This window comes from Plantactinospora sp. WMMB782 (assembly GCF_049179135.1).
Classification (GTDB): Bacteria; Actinomycetota; Actinomycetes; order Mycobacteriales; family Micromonosporaceae; genus Plantactinospora.
This window is the reverse complement of record NZ_JBMHMC010000007.1, coordinates 6,962,629-6,985,724: the sequence shown is the minus strand read 5'-3', so window position 1 is coordinate 6,985,724 and position 23,096 is coordinate 6,962,629. Positions and strand designations below refer to the sequence as shown.

Sequence of the window (23,096 nt, the reverse complement as noted above, 5' to 3'; positions counted from 1 at the left end):
GCGGGTGCCGCTGCCCGGTGCCGGCGGCGTGCTCACCGCAACGCCTCCGTCCGCCGCCACCCGCTGTCGCCGTCCCGCTCGCTGCCGTCCCGCTCGCCGCCGCCGTCCCGCTCGCTGCCGTCCCGCTCGCCGCTGTCCCGCTCGCCGCTGTCCCGCACGCCCTGGAATGAGCCGGGCGGCGGGACCACTCCGTTCGCCTCGCACCAGCGGCCCGGCGGCTGCTCGGCCGCCCTCGGCCGCCCGTCGGAGGGGGCGAGTTGCGGCGGGATCGGCGGCAGCGGCGGCAACTGCGCGCCCGCCTCGGCCTCGGCCCGCAGCTCGGCGGAGTCCTTCTCCTCGGCCATTCCGATCGGGCCGACCCGCTGCGCGTTGAGGAACTGCCGGACCACCGGCTCGGTGCTGGAGAGCAGCATCTCGCGCGGCCCGAACATGGCCAGCTGGCCGTGGTAGATCAGGCCGATGTTGTCCGGGACGGTGCGGGCGGTGTTGATGTCGTGCGTGACGATCAGGAAGGTCGCCCCGGTCTGCTGGTTGAGGTCGATGATGAGCTGGTTGAGATAGGCGGTGCGGACCGGATCCAGCCCGCTGTCCGGCTCGTCGAAGAGGATGATCTCGGGGTCCAGCACCAGCGCGCGGGCCAGCCCGGCCCGCTTGCGCATGCCGCCGGAGATCTCGCCCGGCAGCCGCTGTTCCGCACCGAGCAGCCCGACCATCTCCAGCTTCTCGTGCACCACCGCCCTGATCTCCGACTCCGACTTGCGGGTGTGTTCACGCAGCGGGAAGGCGACGTTGTCGTAGATGTCCATCGAGCCGAAGAGCGCGCCGTCCTGGAACAGCACTCCGAAGAGCCTGCGGACCTGGTAGAGGGCGCGTTCGGAGAGCCGGGTCAGGTCCCGTCCCTCGATCCAGATCGACCCCCGGTCCGGCTTGAGCAGGCCGACGAGTGTCTTGAGGAAGACCGACTTCCCGGTGCCGGAGGGACCGAGCAGCACCGAGATCTCGCCGGCGGGCAGGGTCAGGCTCACGTCGGACCAGACCCGTTGCCTGCCGAAGGACTTGGTCAGCCCCTCGACGCGTACCTCGACGCCCATCCGTACCCCGCCCGCCCGCAGTTCCCGGTGGACCACTTCGTCCACCGCCGTCTCTGCTGGACATCGCGCCGGGCACGCTCCGCGCAACAGCGCGGGCTGGTAATTCTTCGATCACTTTCCGTGGGTACGCCGTTGAGCTGCCGAATCGTCGCACGGGCAATCCGCCCCCGCCGGTGGTGCCGTGCGGCGGCGCCCGATACGGTGCGGTTAACCCGCCGGTAACACCCAGGCGTGGTGCCGGAGTGTGGCCCCGACGAAGGTGCGACCCCACAGATGACCGCAGCACCCGAGACAGAGCTCGTCGCGCGGGCGGCTCGACGTGACCCCGAGGCGACGGCGATGCTGCTCGCCGAGGTACGCCCCGGTCTGGTCCGGTACTGCCGGGCCAAGCTCGGCCGGATCGGCGGCGCGTACGCCACCGCCGACGACGTGGCCCAGGAGGTCTGCCTGGCGGTGCTCGGGGCGCTGCCCCGCTACCGGGACGAGGGGCGGCCCTTTGCCGCCTTCCTCTACACCATCGCCGCGCACAAGGTCGCCGACGCGCAGCGGGCCGCCATCCGCGACTCGGCGGTGACGGCGGACGGCCCGCCGCCGGACGAGCCGGACGCCGAGCCCGGCCCCGAGCAGCGGGCCGTCGCCACCGACCTGGCCCGGCGGCTCTCCGCACTGCTGGCCAGGCTGCCGGAGGTGCACCGGGAGATCGTCCTGCTCCGGGTGGCGGTCGGCCTCACCGCCGACGAGGTCGGCGTCATCGTGGGCATGTCGGCCGCCGCCGTCCGGGTGACCCAGTCCCGGGCGCTGGCCCGGCTGCGGGCCCTGGCCGGCACCGCACTGGACGAGGTGGCAGCATGAGTACGCCGCGCGGCGGAGCAGGGCGAGACGACGGTACGGACGCGCGCGGCGGCGCCGTGCCGGGACGGGACGGCACGTTGACCGGCCGGGCAGACCCCGACCCTGGCCTCGGCCTCGGCTCCGACGTGGACCCCGGTCCGGTCGACGTCCCCGAGCCGGATGTCGTCGTCGCGGACGACCTGCTGCTCGACGCGCTGGGCCGGGGCGGCCCGACCCCCGGGGACGATCCGCTGGCCGGCCTGCTCACCGCCTGGCGGGCGGAACTCGACGCCGACCTGCCCCTGTTCGACGCCGATTTGCCCCTGTTCGACTCCGACCCCACGCCCGCGACGCGGCCTCGCCGGCCGCGTCCGGCGGCTCCGCGGCGCCGACCCCGACCCGACGTGCCCCGGCCGCCGGGCGGGCGCGGTGCTGATGCCGGTCCCCGGGCCGCAGCAGCCACCGTGACGGAGCGCGGGCGCCCCGGTGCCGTACCGCAGGCGCGCGGCACCGCCGGCCGAAGCCGCCGCCGAGCGCAGCGACCCGGCGGGCTTCTCCGCAGCCTCGTGCTGTCCGGTGTGGTCGGTGTCGTGGTCACCGCCCTGCTCGGGCTCGGGGTCAACCACGCGGGACCGACCAGCCCGCTCTGGCCGGTCGCGGCGGCGGTCTATCCGGACCGGTCGGCGGTCCGGGCCGTCGAGCACACCATCGGGCTGGCCCGGGAGGCGGTGGCGGAGCGCCGCTACCCGCAGGCGCGGGCGGAACTGGACCGGGCGACGGTGCAGGTGGGGGAGATCCGCGACCCGGCGGAAGCCGATCGGCTGCATACCGAGATCGAGCGGATCCGGCTCGGGCTGCCCGATCCGGCCGACCGGTCCTCGGCGCCCACCGGTCAGCCGTCGACTCCGGCCCGACCGGTGCCGACCGAGCCCGCGCCCGAGCGACCGACCGCTCCGGGGCGTACCCCGGACAGGCCCCCACCAGCCGAGCGTTCCGGTCCGGCGCGGCCGTCACCGTCGGACCCGCCGGACGGGGGATTGTTGCCGTTGCCGGTGCTGCCGACACTGCTGCCGTCCGGGCTGCCGTTGCTGCCCAGTGGCGGCTGCGTCCTGCTCTGCCCGCCCGACTGAACCGGCGGCGGTACGCTGGCCGGCGGCGGGCGCCACCGCCCGCCGCCGCATCCGACGACCGGAGGATGGCGATGGACCGGGAATCTCCGACGGGCCCGGCGGCCCGGCCCGGCATCCGGTGCTTCCCGGCCGGCCTGCCGCGCGGTCCGGGCCGGGTGCGGCGATCTGTCGGGGGTGGCCGGGAGCTGCCGGAGCAGCGGTGTGGCGCTGAACTGCCGGAACAGCAGTGTGGCGCTGAACTGCCGGAACAGCAGTGTGGCGCTGAACTGCCGGAACAGCAGTGTGGCGCGGCGGCCGAGGGCCGCCGCGCCACAGGGGCGGTGTCTGGTCACCGGGTCAGTCCGCGCCCCGGAGGACCGAGGACACCGCACCCCACCCCACACCCAGGGTCAGCCGGTGGAACAGCTCGCAGTGGGTGTGGTGTTGTTGCCGTTCTTGTAGAGCGTGATTCCGAAGTTGTTGCCGTTGCCGTTCGGCCGCGCGGTGATGGTGCCACTGCTGCCGCTGACCGATGCGTTCCAACTGCTCTGCAGGCTCTGGCCGCCGTTGGTGCGGATGCTGACGACCCAGTTGCTCGCGCCGCTGACCGAGAAGGTCGTGTTGAACCGGTCGTTCCAGTCCTCGGCACGGGTCACGCTGACCGAGCAGTTGCCGTTACCGGGCGGCGGGTTGGTCGGGTTGGGGTTCGGGTTGCCGCCGCCGCCCTCCGACACGGTGATGTCCGAGCTGCCCTGGCTCTGGTAGCCCTCGGTGCCCATGACCTGGTAGGCCCAGCTGCTGCCGAGGTTCAGACCGGCGCGGGCCCAGGCGTCCATGTGGTTGCCGAAGGTGATCGTGCCGCTGCTGCGCTTCTGCTGCCGGACGCTCCAGAACTGGTAGAACGTGGCGGTGCCGTCGATCGACGGCTGGTTCACCCGCTGGCTGCGCAGGATGTCGTAGGTGCCACCGTCGGTGGTGACCGTACCCATCCGCTGGGCGCCGCTGCTCGGGTTGTAGCTGCCGAAGTTCTCGACGACGTAGTACTCGATGAGCGAGTTCCGCGTCCATCCGTACAGGGCGAGGTAGGTGTTGTTGTTGCCCGGGTTGTAGTTGCCCGAGTAGGTGATCGTCCGGCGGCCGCCGGTGGACCAGCCCTTGCCGCCGACCCAGTTGTTGGTGCTCCTACCCCAGGAGCTGGAGTACCGGCCGTTCTCGCGCAACACCATGCAGGCGTCGCCACTGTCCTTCCAGAACGAGAAGTAGTACCCGTTGTGCGATCCGGTGCTGTTCGAGCAGACCTGCCGGTCGGCCTCGGCGTGCGCGCTGGGGGCCAGCACGGTGCCGCTGACCGTCAGCGCCACGGCGCAGGCGGCACCGAAGAGCAGCCGGATACGGCGCCTTCTCGGTCTGGTGGGGGTGTCGTTCATCTAGCTGCTTCCTCCTCGTGGTCGCTGGCCGCGGGCCAGCGGCGCGGTACGACCCGGCAGGGTTGTCAGCCCCCGGTAACGGGCACCGGGCGCCGGCGTCGTACGGCGCGGTGGTGGTGGGCCGGTCGTCGCGCGGTCGACAACCGGAGGAGCGGTACGTGGTGGTAAGCCATCGACAGTGGTGGAGGTCTGCCGATGGCGACAGTATTGGTCCGGTTCCGTTCACATGTCAACGCTTCCCGGAAATATTGCGGAAACCTTCTCATGGCAGGGATTTCCCCAGGAGTCGTTTCGGCTGGCCAGCGACTTGTCGACCCGATCGGTCCGATGATCTGTCGATCGGCACCTCGGTCGGGTACCCGGTCTCCGGGGTGGGGCCGCCGAAAGTTACGGAGAACTTCCGGACCATGGGGCCGGCCGATCAGGCGCGTTCGGTGGCGGTGCTCTCGTCGTGGCGGCGCCGGGCGGCCCGGATGTCGTCCCGGTGTGCGCTGGCCCATGCGTCGAGCGCGACCAGCGGCACCAGCAGGGTGCGACCGAGGTCGGTGAGCGCGTAGTCGACCCGGGGCGGGACGCTGGCGTGCACCGTACGGCTGACCAGGCCGTCCCGGACCAGGGCGCGCAGGGTCAGCGTGAGCATCCGCTGGCTGATCCCGTCGATCGCCCGGTGCAGCTCGGTGAACCGGTGGGTGCCCCGGCCGAGCAGCACCACGACCAGCACGCTCCACTTGTCGCCGACCCGGTCCAGCACCTCCCGGACCGGGCAGTCGCCGTCGGCGTCCGGGGTGAAGGGCACACGGCTGTGCGTAGCCGACATGGAAGTGCCTCCTTACCGCTGGCATCATACTGACGCACAATGGGGTTACGAACAAGGAGTAACTAGGGAGCCGAAATGAGTCTGACCAGGTCGGAGGCGGAGTCGGCGGCAGCCGGGTCGGCCAGCCGGGCGGCCACCGAACCGGACGTACCAGGTGACAAGCCGACAGAGCACGCACCGTTGCCGGCGGTCCCGGGCCTGGTGATGCTCGCCGCAGCCGAGGACGCCCCGGTCTGCGCGGACGGCGCCTGCCTTTAGAGCGAGGAGAAGACCAGTGCAACTCGAAGTATGGTCCGACATCGTCTGCCCGTGGTGCTACCTGGGCAAGCGGAGGCTGGAGACGGCACTCGGGCAGTTCGCGCACGCCGACGAGGTCGAGGTGGTCTGGCGCAGCTTCCAGCTCGACCCGTCGTACCCGAAGGGGGAGCCCCGGCCGGTGCCGGAGGCGCTGCGGGCCAAGCTCGGTGCCTCGCCGGCCCAGGTCGCCGCGATGCAGGGGCACGTGACCGCGCTCGCCGCCGAGGAGGGGCTGGACTACCAGCTCGACAAGTCGATCATGGCGAACACCTTCGACGCACACCGGCTGACCCACCTGGCCCGGGAGTACGGGCTCGGCACCGAGTTGCACGAGCGGCTGATGCGGGCCAACCTGGTCGAGGCGGAGAACGTCGACGACGCCGACACGCTGGTCCGGCTCGCCACCGAGGTCGGGGTGCCGGCCGACGCCGCCCGCCGGGTGCTGTCCGGCGACGAGTACGCCGCCGCGGTCGAGGCGGACATCGCCCAGGCCAGGGCGTTCGGCGCGAACGGTGTGCCGTTCTTCGTGCTGGACCGCAGGTACGGCATCTCCGGCGCGCAGCCGGTCGAGGCGTTCCTGCGCGCGCTGGACACCGCCCACCAGGAGTCGGCGGCCGGAGCCCGCTGAACCCGTCGGATCGCAGGGCGGGGCGGATCGCACGGCGGGGCGGCGCGGGGCGCACGGCGGTGCGACCCGGGGCTGCCCTGGGCGGGGTGACCTACTAGGGTCGACGGCCATGGGCGCTCTCAAGCCGTGGCATCTGCTGGCTCTGCTCTGCTGCATCGCCTCGATCGCGGTCGTGGTGGCCGTCGCCGCGTGGTTCGCCATGCGCCGTCGTTGACCGCCGGGCACCAGCGAGGACACGCGTCGAGCCGGTCACCAGGTCGAGGAGGCACCGTGCAGTCCCGCCGCCGCCCACCTGCCGCCACCGAGCGGCTGGCCTTCGCCGAGATGACGGCGGACGACCTGGACGACATAGCCGCGCTGCTCGGCGACCCGGGCGTGATGCGGTACTACCCACGTCCGAAGGACCGGGCCGAGGCGCTGGACTGGATCAGGTGGAACGAGGGCCTCTATCGGCGGGAGGGTTTCGGGTTGTGGGTGATCAGGTCGCGGGCGACCGGCGAGTTCGTCGGCGACTGCGGCCTGACGCCGCAGGAGGTCGACGGGGTGGTCGACGTCGAGGTCGGTTACCACGTCCGGGCCGACCTGCAGGGCCGGGGATTCGCCACCGAGGCTGCCGCCGCCTGCCGTGACCACGCGCGCGAGCTGCTGGGTGTCGATCGGCTGATTGCGATCATCCATCCGGAGAACATCCCGTCACAGCGGATCGCGGAGAAGATCGGCCTCCGCTTCGAGCGGACCACCACGTCGCGCTCCGGCGATCCGGTACGCGTCTACGCGGCCCGCCTGTCGACCTGACCGTCCGCCGCCTGTCGACCTGACCGTCCGCGGTCCGCGGTCCGCGGTCCGCCGTCCGCCGTCCGCCGCCCGCCGTCCGCCGTCCGCCGTCCGCCGCCCGCGGTCCGCGGTCCGAGAGGCTGGTCCGGGCTGACTCCGTCCTGGTGTGAACGCTAACCTACGGAAACCGGCGCTGGTCTATGCCAGGCCGGTCGAAGGTCCACACAGGAGTGCGGAGAACGCGGCGCCCGCCCCGCCGGTTACCCCACGCCGTGAGCACCCCGAGGAGCAGTTGGTGCTTCGATCCCCCAGTCTCGTCGCGGCCGTCGTGGTCGTGACCGTCCTGGCCGGCGTGCCGGCCCAGGCCCACCCAGCCCGGCCCGGCATCGGCCTCGACCGTGCCGAACGGCACCAGAAGATCGACGGTTTCGGTTACTCGATCGCGTTCCAGCGCACCACGCTGATCCACAACCTGTCGGAGCAGAACCGGGAACAGGTCCTCGACCTGCTCCTCGACCGCCGGACGGGCGCGGCCCCGAGCATCCTCCGGCTCGGCATCGGCTCCTCCTCGACCGACCCGTACGACTGGATGCTGTCGATCCAGCCGACCGACCCGGGCGGGCCGGACGCCACCCCGAACTACCAGTGGGACGGCTGGGACGGCGGCCAGGTCTGGTACGTCAAGGAGGCGCGCAAGCGCGGCATCGACCGGTTCTACGCGGACGCCTGGAGTGCGCCCGGCTACATGAAGGACAACGGAACCGACACCAACGGCGGTGCACTCTGCGGACTACAGGGCGTCACCTGCGCCAGCGGCGACTGGCGGGAGGCGTACGCGCGTTATCTGGTCCAGTACGCCAGGTTCTATCGGCAGGAGGGGATCAGGCTCGACGAGATCGGGTTCACCAACGAACCCGACTGGACCACCTCGTACGCCTCGATGCGGTTCACCCCGGCCCAGGCCGCCGAGTTCATGAAGGTGCTCGGGCCGATCGCCAGGCGGGCCGGGGTGGGCGTGGCCTGCTGTGACTCGTTCGGCTGGCAGCAGTCGGAGGCGTACGCGCAGGCGATCGAGGCGGATCCGGAAGCCCGGAGACACCTGAAGGTCTTCACCGGGCACGGTTACGCCAGCCCGGCCGAGCATCCGTTGCCGACCACGGCGCCGACCTGGATGTCGGAGTGGGCGGCGTCGAGTGTCCAGGACGGCTGGAACGAGGCGTGGGACAGCGGAAAGGGCACCGACGGCATCAGGCTCGCCGAGCGGATCCACGACTCGCTCGCGCTGGCCGATGCCAGCGCCTTCCTCTTCTGGCTCGGCGGTTCCCGGGGCGCGACGGCGGCACTGGTCCAGGTCGACGACGCCAACGACACCTACCGGGTGTCGTCCCGGCTCTACGCCTTCGCCGCGTACAGCCGGTTCATCCGTCCCGGCGCGGTCCGGATCGGCGTCGACAGCGGCGTGGCCGGGCTCAAGGTGTCGGCCTACCGGAACGCCGACGGCAGCGAGGTCGTGCAGATCATCAACACCGGCGAGCAGACGGTCACCACCGAGGTCGACCTGAAGCGGCCCACCGGGTACGTCACCGACGCCACGCACAACCTGGAGAGGGTGCCGGGAGTCGTCGCGGGGAAGGGCCGGCACTCGACGGTCACGCTGGCGCCCCGGTCGCTGACCACCCTGGTCAGCGAACGCCCAGGCCGGCACTGACCCGGCTGGTACCGACCCCGGCCGGCACTGACCCGGCTGGTACCGACGCCGGCCGGCACTGACCCGGCTGGTACCGATCCCGGTCAGCACCGACCCCGGCTGCCTCGGCCCGGACGGCATCGTCCGCTCGGGCCGGGGCAGCCCGGCGTTCCGGTACTACCGCGGGCGCCCAGGCGACATCGCGAAGGCTCGACCGGGGCGGTCCTTGTTGGTTAGTGTGCCGAGATGCCCCCTCGGCGTACCCTCCTGCCACGCTCGACACCGGCTGCCTCGGGGGTGTCGTCCCGTGCGATCTCCGCACTGCTGGACCGGTTCGAAGCGCAGTCCGTCGAGTGCCACTCCCTGATGATCGTGCGGCACGGCCACGTCGTCGCCGAAGGCTGGTGGGCGCCGTACTCGGCCGGGCGTCCGCACCTTCTCTACTCGGTGACCAAGTCGTTCACCTCGGTCGCCGTGGGTCTCGCGATCGCCGACGGGCTGCTCTCGCTGGACGACCGGGTGGTGGACGTGCTGCCCGACCACGTTCCGGCCGACATCTCCGAGCAGGGGCGTCGGCTCACCGTGCACCACCTGCTCTCCATGACGGCCGGGCATCGCACGGACAGCCTGGACGCGGCCTGGCGGCTGGAGCCGGGCGACCTGGTGAAGGGCTTCCTGCGGGTACCGTTCACCGAGCCCGAGGGCACCTGGCACGCGTACGACAATCCGACGACCTTCATCCTGGCCCGGATGGTCGAACGGGTGACCGGCCGGGGCCTGCCGGCACTGCTCGAAGACCGCCTGTTCGGGCCGATGGGCGTCGAGCACGCCGAATGGGACCGGGTGGCCAGCGGCGCCGTCCCCGGATTCACCGGACTGCACCTGCCGACCGAGGCCGTCGCCGCCTTCGGCCAACTGCTGCTGCGGGACGGGCGCTGGGGCGACCGGCAACTCGTCCCGGGCGAGTGGGTGCGGCTCGCGACCAGCCGGCACGTCGGGACGACCCAGATCGAGGGCTGGTCGGAGAACCCCGACTCGCTCTGCGGGTACGGCTACCAGTTCTGGATGTCCCGGCACGGCTATCGCGCCGACGGCGCCTTCGGCCAGTTCTGTCTCGTCGTCCCGCCGCACGACCTCGTGGTCGTGGTGACCGCCGCCGTGACGCAGGGCGAGGCGGTACTCGACCCCGTCTGGGAGTGCCTGCTGCCCGGTCTGGACGAGGCGGCGAGCACCCGGGACGACGGGATCCTCGCCGAGCGGCTGCGGCGGCTGTCACTTCCGCCGGTGCCGGGTTCGGCCGTCCCTGAGCGTGCCGTCAAGGCGGAACTCGACGCCTCTGCCGAGGACTCGGCGCTACCCGCCGGAACCACTGTGGTCGTCGATCCTGTCGACGGTGGCTGGCACCTGCGGCTCGGGTCGTCCCTCACCGTCGAGGTCGGCCACGGCACCTGGCGGGAAAGCTCACCGCTCGGTCGCCCGGTCGTCGCGACCGGCGCCTGGCAGGGCAACACCTTCGTCGCCGACCTCTACGTCATCACCACTCCGCACCGGGTCCGGCTGGTGGTCGACGCCGCTGCGGGAACGGCGGTCGCGAGGTGGCACATCGTGCCCCTGACCAGTCCCAGTCTGGAACTGCACCTTCGGTCGCCGTTGATGACCAGGCCCGATGTCGCGTAGACGGCGGCACCGTGCCGGCCGTCGGGCGATCCCGTGCCGGCCGCCGGGCGATCCCGTGCCGGCCGTCGGGCGATCCCGCGCCGGCCGCCTGGCGATCCCGCAGGCGACCGGATCAGGCGGGCCTGGATCAGGCGGGGGTGGTGAATCGAACTCGCCGTCCTTGGCACCGATTTAGGAACGCGTCCCACTCCTGTCGGGTGTAGACGATCACGGCTGCCTCCGGGGCCTTGCTGTGCCGTACGGCCACCCGGCCCGAGCCGTCCAGCAGCGGGCCGGCCTCGACACAGCTTCCGCCGTTGCTCGCGCTCTTCGTGCTGATGTGCCAGGCAACCGCCGGCAGGGATTCGCTCATCACAGCTCCTCCGCGATCGTCTCGATCAGCTTCGCCGACCGGACGGGTCGAGTGCGATGTCTCGCAACCGAGCGTACGCCTCCGCGTACCGTTTGGATTTCGGCGCTTCCATGAACAGTCTTCCGCCGAGGTGTTCGGCGTAGGCCACGTCCGGATACGGCTTCGGCATCTTGAATAGCCAGAACGAGCCGTCGAGGCCGGGGTGCAGGCCGATGGTGGCTGGCAGGACCCGGACCTGCACGTTGGGGCGGCGGAGCAGTTCGCCGAGGTGTGCGAGCTGGCCGCGCATCAGCGCCGGGCTGCGTGAGTCCGGTACGCGCACTGCGATCGATCGGCGGCACGATTCCGGAGAAGCGCCGGACACCGCCGAACCGGATCGCCGACCGGGTCTTCGAGGGACTACCCCGGGACGGCGTACCGGTGTCTCCCGAGCCGCCCGCCCCGGCACCCCGGTACGTCATCCAGCTACCCGCGACAAGTGCCGACCTGGCCGGCGCGGTCGACCTGGCGTACGCGCTCGCCCGGTCGCTCGGCTTCCTGCCGCAGGTCGACGCGGAGGCGGCCACGGTCTGCGCGGAGGACACGCCGCACGTACGCCATCGGGTCTGTTGTGGTCGGCCGCTCCCGGCACCCGGCCCCCGCTGCCTCCTCCGCACCGACCACGACGGTCCCTGCGCTCCCGACCCCACCGCCTGACAGAGCAGCGACCGCCCCGGATCGTCACGGCCGCCCTGGCGCGTCACGGCCGATGGTCACCTGGACACCAGAGGCGTTACCCCGGCCGGATAACGCCTCTGGTGTCCAGGTCGAGCTCGCCGACTACGTCGGGCGGTCAGGGGCGGGGGAGTGGAGGGGAGGGGGAGGGGGTGTGGGGAGAAGGGGCGGGCGGGGGGAGGGGGCGACGATTTGTTCGTAGGTTCGGGAGAGGCCGTCGATCAGCGCGTCCAGGCCGAGTGCGAAGGCGCCCTCGTCGACGCTGCGCTGGTGCTCGGCGAGCCGGTGCGCCTGGCTCAGATGCGGATAGTGCGCGGCGTAGAGCTGCGGGTCCTCGACGAAGCCCCGGGCGAACGAGCCGAGCGCCGAGCCGGCGACGAAATAGCGCATCAGCGCACCGATGTGGGTGGCCCGAGCCGGCGGCCAGCCCGCCCTGACCAGCCCGCCGTAGACGGCGTCGGCCATGGCCAGTGCCGCCGGGCGCCGCCCCGGCCCCTGGGCGAGGTACGGCACGATGTTGCTGTGCGCGACAAGCGCCCGCCGGTAGGAGTGCCCCCAGAGGCGCAGCGCGTCCCGCCAGTCGTGGGTGGCGAAGTAGGAGACGTCGACCTTCGCCGTGACGGCGTCCGCCACGGCGTCGAGGATCTCCTCCTTGTTGGCGAAGTGGTTGTAGAGCGACGGCCCGCGCACGCCGAGCGCGGTGGCCAGCCGGCGGGTGGAGAGCGCGGCCAGGCCCTCGGCGTCGATCAGCGCGGCGGCCGCGTCGACGATCCGTTGCCGGCTCAGCAGCGCCTGCCGGGGTCGCGGCATGCTCGCTCCGCCCTCCTTCTCACTGCGCTCAGGGGCTGGCTCACTGCGGTCGGGGGCTGGCCGCCTCGGTGCGTGCGGTCGCGGGGTTGGCGCCGCACTACCGTCGCGACGGGCGGCTGACTCGATCGGGGCTGGCGCGGGAAAACTTCCAGCGATAGTTTAACTGGCGACGGCCGGTCGTAAGGTCGTCCGGCCGTACGGGCTCGGGCTCAGGGTTACCAGGGTCGGGGCTGAGGCAGGCGTCGCAGAGCGAGGAGTGCAGCGTGGGCGTGGGTAGATTCGCCGATCGGGTCGCCGTGGTCACCGGGGCGGCCCAGGGGATCGGCGCGGCCACCGCCCGCCGGCTGGCCGCCGAGGGGGCCACGGTAGCCGTCCTCGACCTGGTCGCCGAACGGGCGCGGCAGACCGCCGACGAGATCAGCCAGGCCGGCGAGACCGTCCAGGCCGGCGGGACCGCTGTCGGGTACGCCTGCGACGTGACCGACGGTGCGGCGGTCTCGGCCACCTTCGACGAGATCGCCCAGGCGTACGGTCGGCTCGACGTGCTGGTGAACAACGCCGGGATCACCCGGGACAACCTGCTGTTCAAGATGCCGGCCGACGAGTGGGACGCGGTGATCACCACCAACCTGACCAGCATGTTCCACTGCTGCCAGGCGGCACAGCGGCACATGGTGCCGGCGAGGTACGGCAAGATCGTCAACCTCAGCAGCCGCTCCGCGCTCGGCAACCGGGGCCAGGTCAACTACGCGGCGGCCAAGGCCGGCGTGCAGGGGCTCACCGCCACCCTGGCGATCGAACTCGGTCCCTACAACATCAACGTCAACGCGGTCGCGCCCGGCTACATCGCCACCGCGATGACCGCCGCCACCGCCGAGCGGGTCGGCGCGACCCCGGCCGAGCACCAGAAGTACGCCGCCGAGCAGACCCCGCTGCGCCGGGTCGGCCTGCCCGAGGAGGTCGCCGCGGTGATCACCTTCCTGGCCAGCGACGACGCCTCCTACGTCAGCGGCCAGACGCTCTACGTCAACGGCGGCGCCCGCTAGCGCGGCGGTGCGGGAACGACCAGGCAGCGTCCGGTAGCAGCCGGCGAGGGAGGGACGGGACAGCACATGGACTTCTCGCTCGGCGACGAGGAACGGGCGATCCGGGACACCGCCCGCGCCTTCATCCGCAACGAGGTGATGCCGCTGGAGGCGGAGGTGCTGCGCCGGGAACGGGCACACCAGCCCGGACTGAGCGGCGACGAGCTGCGGGAACTCCAGCTCAAGGCGAAGGCGTTCGGCTTCTGGGGCCTGGACACCCCCGAGGAGTACGGCGGGATGGCGCTGCCGGCCGTCACCCAGTCGCTGATCTGGACCGAGATCGGCCGCAGCTTCGTGCCGTTCCGGTTCGGCGGCGAGGCGGACAACATCCTCTTCGAGGCCGACGCCGCGCAGCGCGAGGAGTTCCTGCTCCCGACCATCGCCGGTGACCGCACCTCCTGCTTCGCCCTCACCGAACCGGGCGCCGGGTCGGACGTGGCCAACATCCGGCTGCGGGCCCGGCGCGACGGCGACGACTGGGTGCTCAACGGCGAAAAGACGTTCATCACCAACGGCAACGAGGCGGACTTCGCCATCGTCGTCGCGGTGACCGACCCGGACCGCAAGGTGCACGACGGCGGCGCGACCGCGTTCCTGGTGGACCGGTCGATGGGCTGGACCTCCGCACCGATCCAGACCATGGGGGAGGGCGGGCCGGCGTCGCTGGTCTTCGAGGACGTACGCGTGCCGCACCGGAACATCCTCGGCGAGCTGGGCCAGGGCTTCACCCTCGGCATGCGGTGGATCGGCAAGGGCCGCTACCTGATCCCCTCGCACGCCCTCGGCATCGCCGAACGCGCCCTGACGATGGCGATCGAGTACGCCAACACCCGGCAGACCTTCGGCCGGCCGATCGGCGCCAACCAGGCGATCCAGTGGATGATCGCCGACTCGGAGACCGAGCTGGAGGCGGCCCGCTGGCTGGTGCTCCGGGCCGCCTGGACCGTCGACACCGGGCAGGACGCCCGACACGCGGTCTCGATGGCGAAGCTCTACGGGGCGGGCATGGTCAACCGGGTGGTCGACCGGGTGATGCAGGTGCACGGCGGCATGGGCTACACCAGGGAGCTGCCGATCGAGCGCTGGTACCGGCAGGTCCGGCTGCTGCGCATCTTCGAGGGCACGGACGAGATGCAACGACTGATCATCTCGCGGGATCTGCTCCGCGGGTACACGAAGCTCGGAGGGCACCTGGCATGAGGAAGTTCGCCTCGCTTACCGAACTCGCCGGGGCGGTCGGCGAGCAGCTCGGCCCCGGCCCGTGGCACCGGATCGAGCAGGACCGGGTGAACGCCTTCGCCGAGGCGACCGGCGACCACCAGTGGATCCACGTCGACCCGGAGCGCGCGGCCGCCGGCCCGTACGGCGGGACGGTGGCGCACGGATTCCTCACCCTCTCCCTGCTGCCGGTCCTGGTCCAGGATCTCTACCAGGTCGAGGGGATCCGGATGGGGATCAACTACGGGCTGAACCGGGTGCGGTTCCCCGCGCCGCTGCGGGTCGGCGAAGCGGTCCGGGTCAGCGCCGAACTGCTCCAGGTCGAGCCGGCGTCCGGCGGCGGGACGCAGGTGGTCACCCGGGTCACCGTCGAGCCGGAGCGGGGCGGCAAGCCGTGCTGCGTCGCCGAGACCGTCACCCGGCTCTACGCCGAGCAGTAGCCGCCAGCCCGGTGAAGAGGCCCAGCGAGCCGGCCAGCGGGTGAAGAGGTCGGTTCAGGCGTGCTCACCGGGTGAAGAGGTCGAGCAGGTCGCCGATGCTGTGGTCGGACTCGGCCGGGTGCCGGAAATGTCCAGAGCGGTGGACGGTGTACTGGTTCCGGCGCCCGACCCGGGCCCGTTGCAGGTAGCCCGCGGCTTCCAGGTCGGCGACGATGGCCTGGGCGGCGCGTTCGGTGATGCCGACGGTCTCGGCGACGTCGCGTAGCCGGGCGGTGGGGTCGCGGGCGATGGCCAGCAGTACGTGTGCGTGGTTGGTCAGGAACGTCCAGCTCCGTACGGCGGGCGTCGAACTCTGCTCCCCCGATGCCACCGACATGTGCTCTCCCGTGGTCGTCCGTCCCGGACGTCATCCGATCGACGTTCTGTCCCGTCTCGCGTCGGGACAGCTCCCATGCTCGCACGCACGCACGGCGAGACGCGAAAAGGAAATCGTATATTCCGGATCCGGTCGGTGCGACCGGCCGGATGAGCTGCGGGTTCCGGTTGACGGACGAAGCATGCTTCGTGAATACTGGAGCGTAGTTCGAGGGGGAGTACCCGACGCTCGACGCGCCGCCGTCAGTACGGACCCGGACCGATCCGGGTCTCGGTGGTGCAGCCACCCGATGGCCCGGGGAGACCTTCGACCAGTCGCGCCGCCCGCTGTCACGGGTCGGCCGGGTCGAAAGGTGCCTGCCGTTGTCTGTCTCCTGGTGGGTCTGGGCGGTTCTCATGCTGGCGGTCGCCGCCATGCTGGCCGTCGACCTGTTCATGCACCGCGACAACCATGTCGTCGGGTTCCGTGAGGCCGCCGCCTGGTCCGGGATCTGGATCGCCGCAGGGCTGCTGTTCGGCGTGATCCTCTGGGCGTGGCAGGGCGGTGAGGTCGCCGGCACCTACTACGCCGGTTATCTCATCGAGAAGGCGCTCTCGATCGACAACGTCTTCGTCTTCGCGTTGATCTTCAGCTACTTCGCCGTCCCCGCCGCGTACCAGCACAAGGTGCTGTTCTGGGGTGTCGTCGGCGCGCTCGCGTTCCGGCTGGTCTTCATCTTCGTCGGGGCCGAGCTGCTGGAGACGTTCTTCTGGACCGCCTACCTGTTCGGCGCCTTCCTGATCTACACCGGCTACAAGATGGCATTCCGGCACGGCGAGGAGAGCCCACCCGACCGCAACCCCGTGGTACGGCTGGTCCGCCGGGTCATCCCGACCGACCCGGATTACCACGGCGACAGGTTCTTCACCCGGGTCGACGGCAGGCGCCTCGCCACGCTGCTGTTCGTCGTCCTGATCACCATCGAGGCCAGCGACCTGATCTTCGCCATCGACTCCGTCGCCGCGATCCTGGCGATCACCACCAGTACGTTCATCGTCTGGACCGCAAACGCGTTCGCCATCCTCGGCCTGCGCAGCCTGTACTTCTGCCTGGCCGGGTTGCTGCGCCGGTTCGTGCACCTGCACTACGGCCTGGCCGTACTGCTGGCCTTCGCCGGCGTGAAGCTGATCCTGTCCGAGACACCGGTCGGCAAGCTGCCCATCCCGGTGACCCTGGGCGTCATCGTGGTCACCATCGCGGTCTCGATCGCCTGGAGCCTGCGCAGCACCCGGGACGGCAGCAGGGATCAGGAGGTCTCCCGGGCCGACGACCCGACGGACCCGCCCACGGCAGTGTCGCTACGCGGCTGACCAGGTCGTCAGGTCGTGGGGCGGTCGCGTTTGGGCAGCTTGGCGACGACCGCCGTGTAGGAGGCGTCGACCGCCTCCCGCAACTCGTCGTCGGGGATCCCGGCACCGAGCCGCAGCGTGTTCCAGCCGGAGCGGCCGATGTAGGCCATCACCGAGGCGTCCTCGGGATAGCGGTGCAACCACTCGTCGGCCACCTCCCGGTTCGGGCCGCACTTGACGCCGACGGTGGACCGCGACTCCTGGCCGAGGAAGGCGAAGATCTTCGGCCCGACCTTGACCACCACGTCGCCCTCCCACGGCTCGTCCTGCCAGGCGCCCGGCTTGGCCAGGCAGTAGGCGAGCATCTCCGTCCAGGTCACCGGCACCCTCCCCGTGGATCGGTCGGGTGTACATCCTGACAGACGATCCGGCCCCGGTGGGGCGTCCGGACCGTTTCGCGGCGCGGCCCGGCTCGGGCCGGAGTTCGGACCGTTCCGACGCCCGGCCCGGCCGGAATCAGTCGAGGAGCTTGTCCAGGGTGATCGGAAGTTCCCGGACGCGCCGGCCGGTGGCGTTGTAGACGGCGTTGCCGATCGCGGCGGCGACCCCGACCGTGCCGATCTCGCCGATGCCCCGGGCGCCCAGCGGGTTGAACAGCAGGTCCGGGTGGTCCAGGAAGTGCACGTCGATCGGCGGGACGTCGGCGTTCACCGGCAGCAGGTAGTCGGCGAAGTTGCCGTTGGCGATCCGGCCGCTGTCCGGCTCGACGACGGCACCCTCCAGCAGCGCTTGGCCGATACCGAAGACCACCCCGCCGATGATCTGGCTGCGGGCGGTCTTGGCGTTGATGATCGCGCCGCCGTCGATCACCGTGGTGATCCGGGTCAGCCGGGGCTCACCGGTCCAGCGGTTGACCCGTACCTCGCAGAAGTGGGCGCCGAACGAGGTGAAGGCGTAGCGGCCGTGATCGGGACCGGGTGCCGCGCTGCCGGTCGCCCCGACGCCGGGTGAGTCCACAGTGCGCAGCAGCTCGGGGAAGCCGATCCGCCGGTCACCGGCGACGAGTTCACCCCGCTCGTAGCGGACCTCGGCGGCGGGCCGGCCGTGCAGGGGCGAACGCTCGTCGGTCACCGCGAGGTCGATCAGCGCGGTCGTGGCGGCCTGCGCGGCGGCGGCCACCGCCGGGCCGGTACTCGCGGTCGAGGCCGAGCCGAACGAGCCGATGTTGGCCGCCAGGATGGAGTCGCCGAGATCGCTGCGGATCCGCGAGACGGGCAGGCCGAGCGCCTCGGCGCCGAGTACGGCCAGCACGGTCCACATTCCGGTGCCGAGGTCGGCGGTGGCGCTGGAGACCGAGACGTCCCCGTCCGGCCGGAACCGTACGTCCACCGAGGCCGGGAAGCGTTCGCCGGGGTAGTTGGCGGTGGCCGTACCCATCCCGACCAGCCACTCGCCCCGCTGCACCGCGCCCGGCGTCGGGTGGCGGCGGGCCCAGCCGAAGCGCTGCGCGCCGACCCGGTAGCACTCGTCCAGGTGCTTGCTGGACCACGGCACGTTCCGGCCCGGATAGACCGTGGCGTCGTTGCGCAGCCGCAACTCGACCGGGTCGATGCGCAGCTCGGCGGCGAGTTCGTCGAGCGCGGTCTCCAGGGCGAACGAGCCGGACTCCTGGCCGGGCGCCCGCATCCAGGTCGGCGGCGGCACGTCCAGCGTCACGATCTTCTGGTCCAGGTGCAGGTTCTCGGTCCGGTAGAGGTAGCGCGAGGTGGTGTGCGCGGAACTCTCGAAGATGCCGCCCGAGCCGGACTGGCTGGCCCACACCTGGTGCTTGACCGCGACCAGGGTGCCGTCCCGGCGGGCGCCCAGGCTGACCGTCTGCCGGACGGCGGAACGGTTTCCGGTGACGGTGAAGGTCTGCTCCCGGGTCAGCACCACCTTGACCGGCCGACCCAGGGTACGCGCGGCGGCCGCGGCGAGCAGCGAATGCGCCCAGGTGGCGACCTTGTTGCCGAAGCCGCCGCCGACATGCGGGCTGACCACCCGCACCTTCGCCGTCTCGACGCCGAGCGCCGCCGCCATCGCCCCGACGGTGAGCGAGGCGCTCTGGGTGCCGGTGTAGAGGGTGAGCGAACCGTCCTGCCAGGCGGCCACGCAGGCGTGCGGTTCCATCGCGCTGTGGTGCTTGCCCGGCTGCTGGTAGGTGCCGGAGACGGTCACCTCGCTGGCCGCCAGCGCCGCGTCGATCGAGTCGACCCCGTCGGCAAGGTATTCCAGCCGGGCCGGCTCGCCCATGATCGGGCCGGGGTCGGTGGCCGACGGGATGCCGTCGGGAAAGGAGACCGCCGCCGGCCGTACCTCGTAGTCCGCCCTGACCAGCGCGGCGGCGTCCCGGGCCTGCTCGAACGTCTCCGCCACGACCAGCCCGATCGCCTGGCCGTGGTAGTGCACCCCGGCGTCCTGCAACGGCAGCCAGCTGTGCCCGACGCTGAACGGGGTACCGCTGCCGAGCAGGGCCAGGGTGCGGAACGGGGTGTAGACCGCGAGCACTCCCGGGGAGGCTTCGGCGGCGGTGGTGTCCATCGCCCGGACGGTGCCCCGGGCGACCGTGCTGAGCAGCAGACAGCCGTGCGCCAGCCGCTCGGCGGGCTGGTCGGCGGCGTACCGGGCGCCGCCGGTGACCTTGAGTCGGCCGTCCACCCGGTTGACCGAGACCGTCCGTGCCGCACCGCTCATCTCGACTCCGCCAGGTTCGTCAGGGCGCGTACGACGGTGCGCCGGAGCAGGGTGGTCTTGAACCGGTTGTGCGCCAGCGGGCGGGCGCCCTCGACCGCCAGCGCGGCGGCCGACTCGAACACCTCCGGCCGGGCGGCCCGGCCGCGCAGCGCGTCCTCGACCGCCGGCAGCCGCCAGGGCCGGGTGCCGACCCCGCCGACCGCCAACCGGACGTCCCGGATTACGCCACCGCGCAGGTCCAGCGCCACGGCCGCCGAGGCGAGGGCGAACTCGTACGACTGCCGGTCCCGGATCTTCAGGTACGCCGACCGGGTGGCCCAGGGCAGCGCCGGCACGGTGACCCGGGTGACCAGTTCGCCCGGACGCAGGTCGTGCTCCCGCTCCGGCGTGTCCCCGGGCAGCAGGTAGAAGTCGGCGAGCCGGACCTCCCGGCTCGTTCCGCTCCGGCCGACCAACCGGACCCGGGCGTCGAGGGCGACCAGGGCCACCGCCAGGTCGCTGGGATGGGTGGCGACGCAGGAGTCGCTGGTGCCAAGGATGGCGTGCCCCCGGTTCTCCCCGTCGACCGCCGGGCAGCCGGAGCCGGGCCGGCGCTTGTTGCAGCCGGCGGCGGTGTCCCGGAAGTAGCCGCAGCGGACCCGTTGCAGCAGGTTGCCGCCGATGCTCGCCATGTTGCGCAACTGCGGCGAGGCGCTGCGCAGCAGGGCCTGGGCGAGCACCGGGTAGCCGTCGGCCACCAGCGGGTGTGCGGCGACGTCGCTCATCCGTTCCAGCGCACCGAGGTGCAGCCCGGTCCGGTCGGCCGAGACGCCGCGCAGCGGCAGCCGGTTGATGTCCACCACCTTGCCCGGGGTCATCACCTCGAGCTTCATCAGGTCGACGAGGGTCGTCCCGCCGGCCAGGTACGCCGTGCCGGCGCCGCCGCCGGCCAGGGCCTGCGACACGGTCTGCGCGGCCGTGTAGTCGAACGGCTTCATCGCCCCGCCCCGTCGTGTCGACCGGCCCCGTCGCGTCGGCCCGCCCCGTTCCGTCCGGCGGTCCGGACGGCGGCCACGATGTTCTCGTACGCCCCGCAGCGGCAGATGTTGCCGGACATGTGTTCGCGGATCTCGTCGTCCGAGCCGGTGTGACCCTCGGCCAGCAGGGCTACCGCCGACATGATCTGTCCCGAGGTGCAGAACCCGCACTGGAACGCGTCGCAGTCGACGAACGCCTGCTGCACCGGATGCAGCCGGTCGCCGTCGGCCAGCCCTTCGACCGTGTCGACCCGGCGACCGGCGGTGGCCGCGACCAGGGTCAGGCAGGAGAGCACCCGGCGGCCGTCGACGTGCACCGTGCAGGCGCCGCACTGGCCCCGGTCGCAGCCCTTCTTCGAGCCGGTCAGCCCGAGCCGTTCGCGCAGCGCGTCGAGCAGGGTGACCCGGGTGTCGAGTCGGAGCCGCTCGGTGCGGCCGTTGACCGTGACGGTGACCTCGGTGGTCGCCGCGCCGACGGGTTCGGGAGCCGGTGCCGCCATCGCCGGTCCGGCCGAGCCGGCGGCGACCGCCGGACCGGCAGCCGCGCCGACGGCCAGTCCGGCCGAGGCGACAGCGGTCCCGCGCAGCATCCCGCGCCGGGAGACCCCGGCGGGTGGGACGTCGTCAGGGGGCGAGTCCGATCCGGACCCACTGCTCATGGCACACCTCCGGCCGTGCCGCCGGCCGGTGCGGGAGCGCGTAGGGTTACGCGCGGTGCGCGGTGGGGCACCGGAACGCGGCCGGGGCCTCCCAGTAAATCAAAGATGATCGTCGATGTCGACGGTTGTTCGGGGTGGGTCGGCCAGGCTGGCGGTGCCCCGAGGGCTCCCCGGGGATTCCCCGGGTGGCGGCAACCATCGACATCTGTCATGCTCTTGCGCCATGGCCCGGCTGACTAAACGCCTTCCCCTCGTCCTCCTCACCGCCGTCGCGGTACTCGCCAGCGGCGGCGCCGCACAGGCCGGCGGCGGCCCGTCCGGACATGGCGGCGGTCAGTCGGGACACGGCGGCGGCCCCGGTGGCTGCGGTCCGCGTACGCTGCTGTTCTGCGAGGACTTCGAACGGCTGCCCACCGGTGGTGCCGCCTCGCTGGCCTGGGGAATCGACACCAGGGACGGCATCCTGACCGTCGAGCGGCACCGGCGCGACAAGGTGCTGCGGGTGCACACCGAGGGCAACGGCCGGGCCTTCCTCAAGGTGGACGACTTCGCCGCACCGGGAAACAGCTTCTACGGCCGGATCCGGTTGAAGGTGGACGCCTTCCCGACCGCGCCCGACTGGGCACACTTCACCCTCGTGGAGGCGACCGGCACCGGAAGCGCCGAGGTGGTCCGGCCGATCGGCGGCCAGTGGGCACCACCGCTGGCCGGGTCGTTCTGGGGCGTCGGCGCCGACGGCGGTCCTACCGGCGACTGGACGAACTGGCGGGAGTCGGCGCCCACCGTCGAGGACCGCTGGCAGTGCTTCGAGTGGCAGTGGGACGCCAGCGACAACCGGATCGCGGTCTGGATCGACGGCGTCGCCCAGCCGGAGATGACGACCAGCACCACCGAGCACGGTGGCAACCCGGTCGACTTCGTGCTGCCCCGGGCCGACACCGTGAAGATCGGCTGGCAGCTCTACCAGGGCAACCCCACCCCGGACCACTTCGACGTGTGGCTCGACGACATCGCCCTGGCCCCGCACCGGGTGGGCTGCGCCGGCTGAGCACGACACGCGTTCCGCCTCGACAGGGGCACCAGGGAAAGTCGATGGACGGGCTAACCTGAGGAGTCCGTCCCTCGACAACTACGGAGAGCTGACCCCGTGACCGCCCCCAACGACGGAGGGTATCCCGCCTTCCCGATCGACGTGCCGACCTCGGCCCGGATGTACGACTACTCGCTCGGTGGCAAGGACAACTTCCCGGCGGACCGGGCAGCCGTACTCTTCGTCAACTCGCAGGCCCCGTCCAGCCTGGACGTGACCCGGGAGAACCGGCTCTTCCTCTACCGCGCCGTCCGGTTCCTCGCCCGTGACCTGGGCATCCGGCAGTTCCTCGACCTCGGCAGCGGGCTGCCGACCCAGCAGAACGTGCACGAGGTGGCGCAGCGGTTCCAGCCCGGCGCCCGGGTGGTCTACGTCGACTCCGACCCGATCGTGCTGGCGCACGGACGCGCACTGCTGGCCGACGACGAGACGACCCGGGTGATCGCCGCCGACGTCACCGAGCCGGAGCACATCCTCGCCGATCCCGACGTCCGCAAGATGATCGACTTTTCCCAGCCGGTCGCCGTGCTGCTCCTGTCGGTGGGGCACTCCATCGTCGACGACGACAGGATCCGGCACATGCTGGCGGTGCTGCGCGAGGCGATGACGTCGGAGAGCTACCTCGGCTACTCGCAGTTGGCCGGCACCGACCAGGCCGGGGTGGACGCCGGCAACGAGATGGTGCACAAGATGGGCATCACCTGGAAGAACCGCATGGTGCACGAGGTGGCCGACTTCCTGCGCGACTGGGAGCCGGTCGAGCCGGGGCTGGTCAACGTCAAGCACTGGCGCCCGGATCCGACCCAGCCGCCGCTGGCGCCGGTCGACGAGGCGCTCCGGCCCTATCTGGGCAGGGGCGCCGAGGAGACCCGGTTCTACGAGTACGGCGGAGTCCTGCGCCGACCCTGACCCGGTCACCGGCCGGCAGGCGGCCGCA

At 71.8% G+C, this 23,096-nt stretch carries 24 protein-coding genes and 1 pseudogene; 14 read left to right on the top strand and 11 right to left on the bottom strand.

The window, feature by feature from the left end:
• Nucleotides 1-32: 32 nt before the first annotated feature.
• Nucleotides 33-1,136 (bottom strand): ABC transporter ATP-binding protein, encoded by a 1,104-nt coding sequence (locus ACN28A_RS33215; RefSeq protein WP_421402203.1) that lies wholly within the window; start codon nt 1,134-1,136, stop codon nt 33-35.
• Between the two features lie 228 nt (nt 1,137-1,364).
• Here ACN28A_RS33215 and shbA point away from each other — a divergent pair, with 228 nt between their 5' ends.
• Nucleotides 1,365-1,943 carry an RNA polymerase sigma factor ShbA gene (gene shbA, locus ACN28A_RS33210; RefSeq protein WP_421402200.1) on the top strand — a complete coding sequence of 193 codons (579 nt, stop codon included), beginning with the start codon at nt 1,365-1,367 and terminating at the stop codon, nt 1,941-1,943.
• Nucleotides 1,940-3,052 carry an anti-sigma-D factor RsdA gene (locus ACN28A_RS33205; protein ID WP_421402199.1) on the top strand — a complete coding sequence of 371 codons (1,113 nt, stop codon included), beginning with the start codon at nt 1,940-1,942 and terminating at the stop codon, nt 3,050-3,052. Before shbA ends, ACN28A_RS33205 begins: the two co-directional genes overlap by 4 nt.
• A 389-nt stretch (nt 3,053-3,441) precedes the next feature.
• Here the strand turns inward: ACN28A_RS33205 and ACN28A_RS33200 are convergent, their stop codons facing one another.
• Together ACN28A_RS33200 and ACN28A_RS33195 are read right to left on the bottom strand one after the other, a co-directional pair.
• Nucleotides 3,442-4,458 (bottom strand): glycoside hydrolase family 11 protein, encoded by a 1,017-nt coding sequence (locus ACN28A_RS33200; RefSeq protein ID WP_421402196.1) that lies wholly within the window; start codon nt 4,456-4,458, stop codon nt 3,442-3,444.
• Between the two features lie 421 nt (nt 4,459-4,879).
• Nucleotides 4,880-5,275, bottom strand: a complete 396-nt coding sequence (locus ACN28A_RS33195; protein WP_421402193.1) for a winged helix-turn-helix transcriptional regulator — start codon at nt 5,273-5,275, stop codon at nt 4,880-4,882.
• 75 nt (nt 5,276-5,350) lie between these two features.
• Here ACN28A_RS33195 and ACN28A_RS33190 point away from each other — a divergent pair, with 75 nt between their 5' ends.
• The 5 genes from ACN28A_RS33190 to ACN28A_RS33170 all read left to right on the top strand — a co-directional run bounded on the left by ACN28A_RS33190 (nt 5,351) and on the right by ACN28A_RS33170 (nt 10,338).
• The gene (locus ACN28A_RS33190) at nt 5,351-5,533 is read left to right on the top strand and encodes a hypothetical protein (RefSeq protein WP_421402190.1); all 183 of its coding nucleotides are present in this window, start codon (nt 5,351-5,353) and stop codon (nt 5,531-5,533) included.
• A 16-nt stretch (nt 5,534-5,549) separates the two neighbouring features.
• Nucleotides 5,550-6,200: a DsbA family oxidoreductase gene (locus ACN28A_RS33185; RefSeq protein WP_421402188.1), complete on the top strand. Its 651-nt coding sequence runs from the start codon at nt 5,550-5,552 to the stop codon at nt 6,198-6,200.
• Nucleotides 6,201-6,470: 270 nt separating this feature from the next.
• Nucleotides 6,471-6,995, top strand: a complete 525-nt coding sequence (locus tag ACN28A_RS33180; protein ID WP_421402186.1) for a GNAT family N-acetyltransferase — start codon at nt 6,471-6,473, stop codon at nt 6,993-6,995.
• A gap of 274 nt (nt 6,996-7,269) precedes the next feature.
• Complete coding sequence (locus tag ACN28A_RS33175) at nt 7,270-8,682, top strand: glycoside hydrolase family 30 protein (protein ID WP_421402185.1); 1,413 nt, start codon at nt 7,270-7,272, stop codon at nt 8,680-8,682.
• A 225-nt stretch (nt 8,683-8,907) separates the two neighbouring features.
• Nucleotides 8,908-10,338, top strand: coding sequence for a serine hydrolase domain-containing protein (locus tag ACN28A_RS33170; protein WP_421402183.1), 1,431 nt, complete (start codon nt 8,908-8,910; stop codon nt 10,336-10,338).
• Nucleotides 10,339-10,482: 144 nt separating this feature from the next.
• On the opposite strand, the pseudogene ACN28A_RS33165 reads toward ACN28A_RS33170, so the two are convergent.
• Both ACN28A_RS33165 and ACN28A_RS33160 read right to left on the bottom strand, forming a co-directional pair.
• Nucleotides 10,483-10,690, bottom strand: a pseudogene (locus ACN28A_RS33165) (DUF397 domain-containing protein); the annotation flags it as partial.
• Nucleotides 10,691-10,715: 25 nt separating this feature from the next.
• Nucleotides 10,716-10,979 (bottom strand): Scr1 family TA system antitoxin-like transcriptional regulator, encoded by a 264-nt coding sequence (locus ACN28A_RS33160; RefSeq protein ID WP_421402180.1) that lies wholly within the window; start codon nt 10,977-10,979, stop codon nt 10,716-10,718.
• 14 nt (nt 10,980-10,993) lie between these two features.
• Here ACN28A_RS33160 and ACN28A_RS33155 point away from each other — a divergent pair, with 14 nt between their 5' ends.
• Nucleotides 10,994-11,386 (top strand): hypothetical protein, encoded by a 393-nt coding sequence (locus ACN28A_RS33155; RefSeq protein WP_421402177.1) that lies wholly within the window; start codon nt 10,994-10,996, stop codon nt 11,384-11,386.
• Between the two features lie 123 nt (nt 11,387-11,509).
• Here the strand turns inward: ACN28A_RS33155 and ACN28A_RS33150 are convergent, their stop codons facing one another.
• Nucleotides 11,510-12,214 carry a TetR/AcrR family transcriptional regulator C-terminal domain-containing protein gene (locus ACN28A_RS33150; protein ID WP_421402174.1) on the bottom strand — a complete coding sequence of 235 codons (705 nt, stop codon included), beginning with the start codon at nt 12,212-12,214 and terminating at the stop codon, nt 11,510-11,512.
• 269 nt (nt 12,215-12,483) lie between these two features.
• Here ACN28A_RS33150 and fabG point away from each other — a divergent pair, with 269 nt between their 5' ends.
• The 3 genes from fabG to ACN28A_RS33135 all read left to right on the top strand — a co-directional run bounded on the left by fabG (nt 12,484) and on the right by ACN28A_RS33135 (nt 14,957).
• Nucleotides 12,484-13,260, top strand: a complete 777-nt coding sequence (fabG, locus tag ACN28A_RS33145) for a 3-oxoacyl-ACP reductase FabG (protein WP_421404769.1) — start codon at nt 12,484-12,486, stop codon at nt 13,258-13,260.
• Between the two features lie 66 nt (nt 13,261-13,326).
• Nucleotides 13,327-14,499: an acyl-CoA dehydrogenase family protein gene (locus tag ACN28A_RS33140; RefSeq protein WP_421402171.1), complete on the top strand. Its 1,173-nt coding sequence runs from the start codon at nt 13,327-13,329 to the stop codon at nt 14,497-14,499.
• On the top strand, nt 14,496-14,957 hold the full coding sequence (locus ACN28A_RS33135) for a MaoC family dehydratase (protein ID WP_421402168.1): 462 nt from the start codon (nt 14,496-14,498) through the stop codon (nt 14,955-14,957). Before ACN28A_RS33140 ends, ACN28A_RS33135 begins: the two co-directional genes overlap by 4 nt.
• Nucleotides 14,958-15,021: 64 nt before the next feature.
• Here ACN28A_RS33135 and ACN28A_RS33130 read toward each other — a convergent pair whose 3' ends face one another.
• Nucleotides 15,022-15,333 carry a helix-turn-helix transcriptional regulator gene (locus ACN28A_RS33130; RefSeq protein ID WP_421402166.1) on the bottom strand — a complete coding sequence of 104 codons (312 nt, stop codon included), beginning with the start codon at nt 15,331-15,333 and terminating at the stop codon, nt 15,022-15,024.
• Between the two features lie 362 nt (nt 15,334-15,695).
• Here ACN28A_RS33130 and ACN28A_RS33125 point away from each other — a divergent pair, with 362 nt between their 5' ends.
• A complete protein-coding gene (locus ACN28A_RS33125) occupies nt 15,696-16,682 on the top strand; it encodes a TerC family protein (RefSeq protein WP_421402163.1) in 987 nt (328 codons plus the stop codon).
• 8 nt (nt 16,683-16,690) lie between these two features.
• On the opposite strand, the gene ACN28A_RS33120 is transcribed toward ACN28A_RS33125, so the two are convergent.
• The 4 genes from ACN28A_RS33120 to ACN28A_RS33105 form a co-directional block, all read right to left on the bottom strand.
• On the bottom strand, nt 16,691-17,041 hold the full coding sequence (locus tag ACN28A_RS33120; RefSeq protein WP_421402161.1) for an MmcQ/YjbR family DNA-binding protein: 351 nt from the start codon (nt 17,039-17,041) through the stop codon (nt 16,691-16,693).
• A gap of 136 nt (nt 17,042-17,177) precedes the next feature.
• On the bottom strand, nt 17,178-19,394 hold the full coding sequence (locus ACN28A_RS33115; protein ID WP_421402159.1) for a xanthine dehydrogenase family protein molybdopterin-binding subunit: 2,217 nt from the start codon (nt 19,392-19,394) through the stop codon (nt 17,178-17,180).
• On the bottom strand, nt 19,391-20,371 hold the full coding sequence (locus ACN28A_RS33110; RefSeq protein ID WP_421402158.1) for an FAD binding domain-containing protein: 981 nt from the start codon (nt 20,369-20,371) through the stop codon (nt 19,391-19,393). The genes ACN28A_RS33115 and ACN28A_RS33110 overlap by 4 nt, the downstream gene beginning before the upstream one ends.
• Nucleotides 20,368-20,910: a (2Fe-2S)-binding protein gene (locus ACN28A_RS33105; RefSeq protein ID WP_421404767.1), complete on the bottom strand. Its 543-nt coding sequence runs from the start codon at nt 20,908-20,910 to the stop codon at nt 20,368-20,370. Before ACN28A_RS33105 ends, ACN28A_RS33110 begins: the two co-directional genes overlap by 4 nt.
• A 382-nt stretch (nt 20,911-21,292) precedes the next feature.
• Between ACN28A_RS33105 and ACN28A_RS33100 the strand changes: the two genes are divergently transcribed.
• Together ACN28A_RS33100 and ACN28A_RS33095 are read left to right on the top strand one after the other, a co-directional pair.
• Nucleotides 21,293-22,117 (top strand): hypothetical protein, encoded by an 825-nt coding sequence (locus ACN28A_RS33100; RefSeq protein ID WP_421402156.1) that lies wholly within the window; start codon nt 21,293-21,295, stop codon nt 22,115-22,117.
• A gap of 99 nt (nt 22,118-22,216) precedes the next feature.
• Nucleotides 22,217-23,068 carry an SAM-dependent methyltransferase gene (locus ACN28A_RS33095; RefSeq protein WP_421402153.1) on the top strand — a complete coding sequence of 284 codons (852 nt, stop codon included), beginning with the start codon at nt 22,217-22,219 and terminating at the stop codon, nt 23,066-23,068.
• Nucleotides 23,069-23,096: the final 28 nt, after the last annotated feature.

Bases quoted from the DNA above. Each gene is read 5' to 3' on its own strand.
- ACN28A_RS33135 (WP_421402168.1), top strand. From the start codon at position 14,496: ATGAGGAAGTTCGCCTCGCTTACCGAACTCGCCGGGGCGGTCGGCGAG.
- shbA (WP_421402200.1), top strand. From the start codon at position 1,365: ATGACCGCAGCACCCGAGACAGAGCTCGTCGCGCGGGCGGCTCGACGT.
- ACN28A_RS33205 (WP_421402199.1), top strand. From the start codon at position 1,940: ATGAGTACGCCGCGCGGCGGAGCAGGGCGAGACGACGGTACGGACGCG.
- ACN28A_RS33150 (WP_421402174.1), bottom strand. From the start codon at position 12,214: ATGCCGCGACCCCGGCAGGCGCTGCTGAGCCGGCAACGGATCGTCGAC.
- ACN28A_RS33100 (WP_421402156.1), top strand. From the start codon at position 21,293: ATGGCCCGGCTGACTAAACGCCTTCCCCTCGTCCTCCTCACCGCCGTC.
- ACN28A_RS33140 (WP_421402171.1), top strand. From the start codon at position 13,327: ATGGACTTCTCGCTCGGCGACGAGGAACGGGCGATCCGGGACACCGCC.
- ACN28A_RS33130 (WP_421402166.1), bottom strand. From the start codon at position 15,333: ATGTCGGTGGCATCGGGGGAGCAGAGTTCGACGCCCGCCGTACGGAGC.
- ACN28A_RS33110 (WP_421402158.1), bottom strand. From the start codon at position 20,371: ATGAAGCCGTTCGACTACACGGCCGCGCAGACCGTGTCGCAGGCCCTG.
- ACN28A_RS33200 (WP_421402196.1), bottom strand. From the start codon at position 4,458: ATGAACGACACCCCCACCAGACCGAGAAGGCGCCGTATCCGGCTGCTC.
- ACN28A_RS33105 (WP_421404767.1), bottom strand. From the start codon at position 20,910: ATGGCGGCACCGGCTCCCGAACCCGTCGGCGCGGCGACCACCGAGGTC.
- ACN28A_RS33170 (WP_421402183.1), top strand. From the start codon at position 8,908: ATGCCCCCTCGGCGTACCCTCCTGCCACGCTCGACACCGGCTGCCTCG.
- ACN28A_RS33190 (WP_421402190.1), top strand. From the start codon at position 5,351: ATGAGTCTGACCAGGTCGGAGGCGGAGTCGGCGGCAGCCGGGTCGGCC.
- ACN28A_RS33195 (WP_421402193.1), bottom strand. From the start codon at position 5,275: ATGTCGGCTACGCACAGCCGTGTGCCCTTCACCCCGGACGCCGACGGC.
- ACN28A_RS33160 (WP_421402180.1), bottom strand. From the start codon at position 10,979: ATGCGCGGCCAGCTCGCACACCTCGGCGAACTGCTCCGCCGCCCCAAC.
- ACN28A_RS33115 (WP_421402159.1), bottom strand. From the start codon at position 19,394: ATGAGCGGTGCGGCACGGACGGTCTCGGTCAACCGGGTGGACGGCCGA.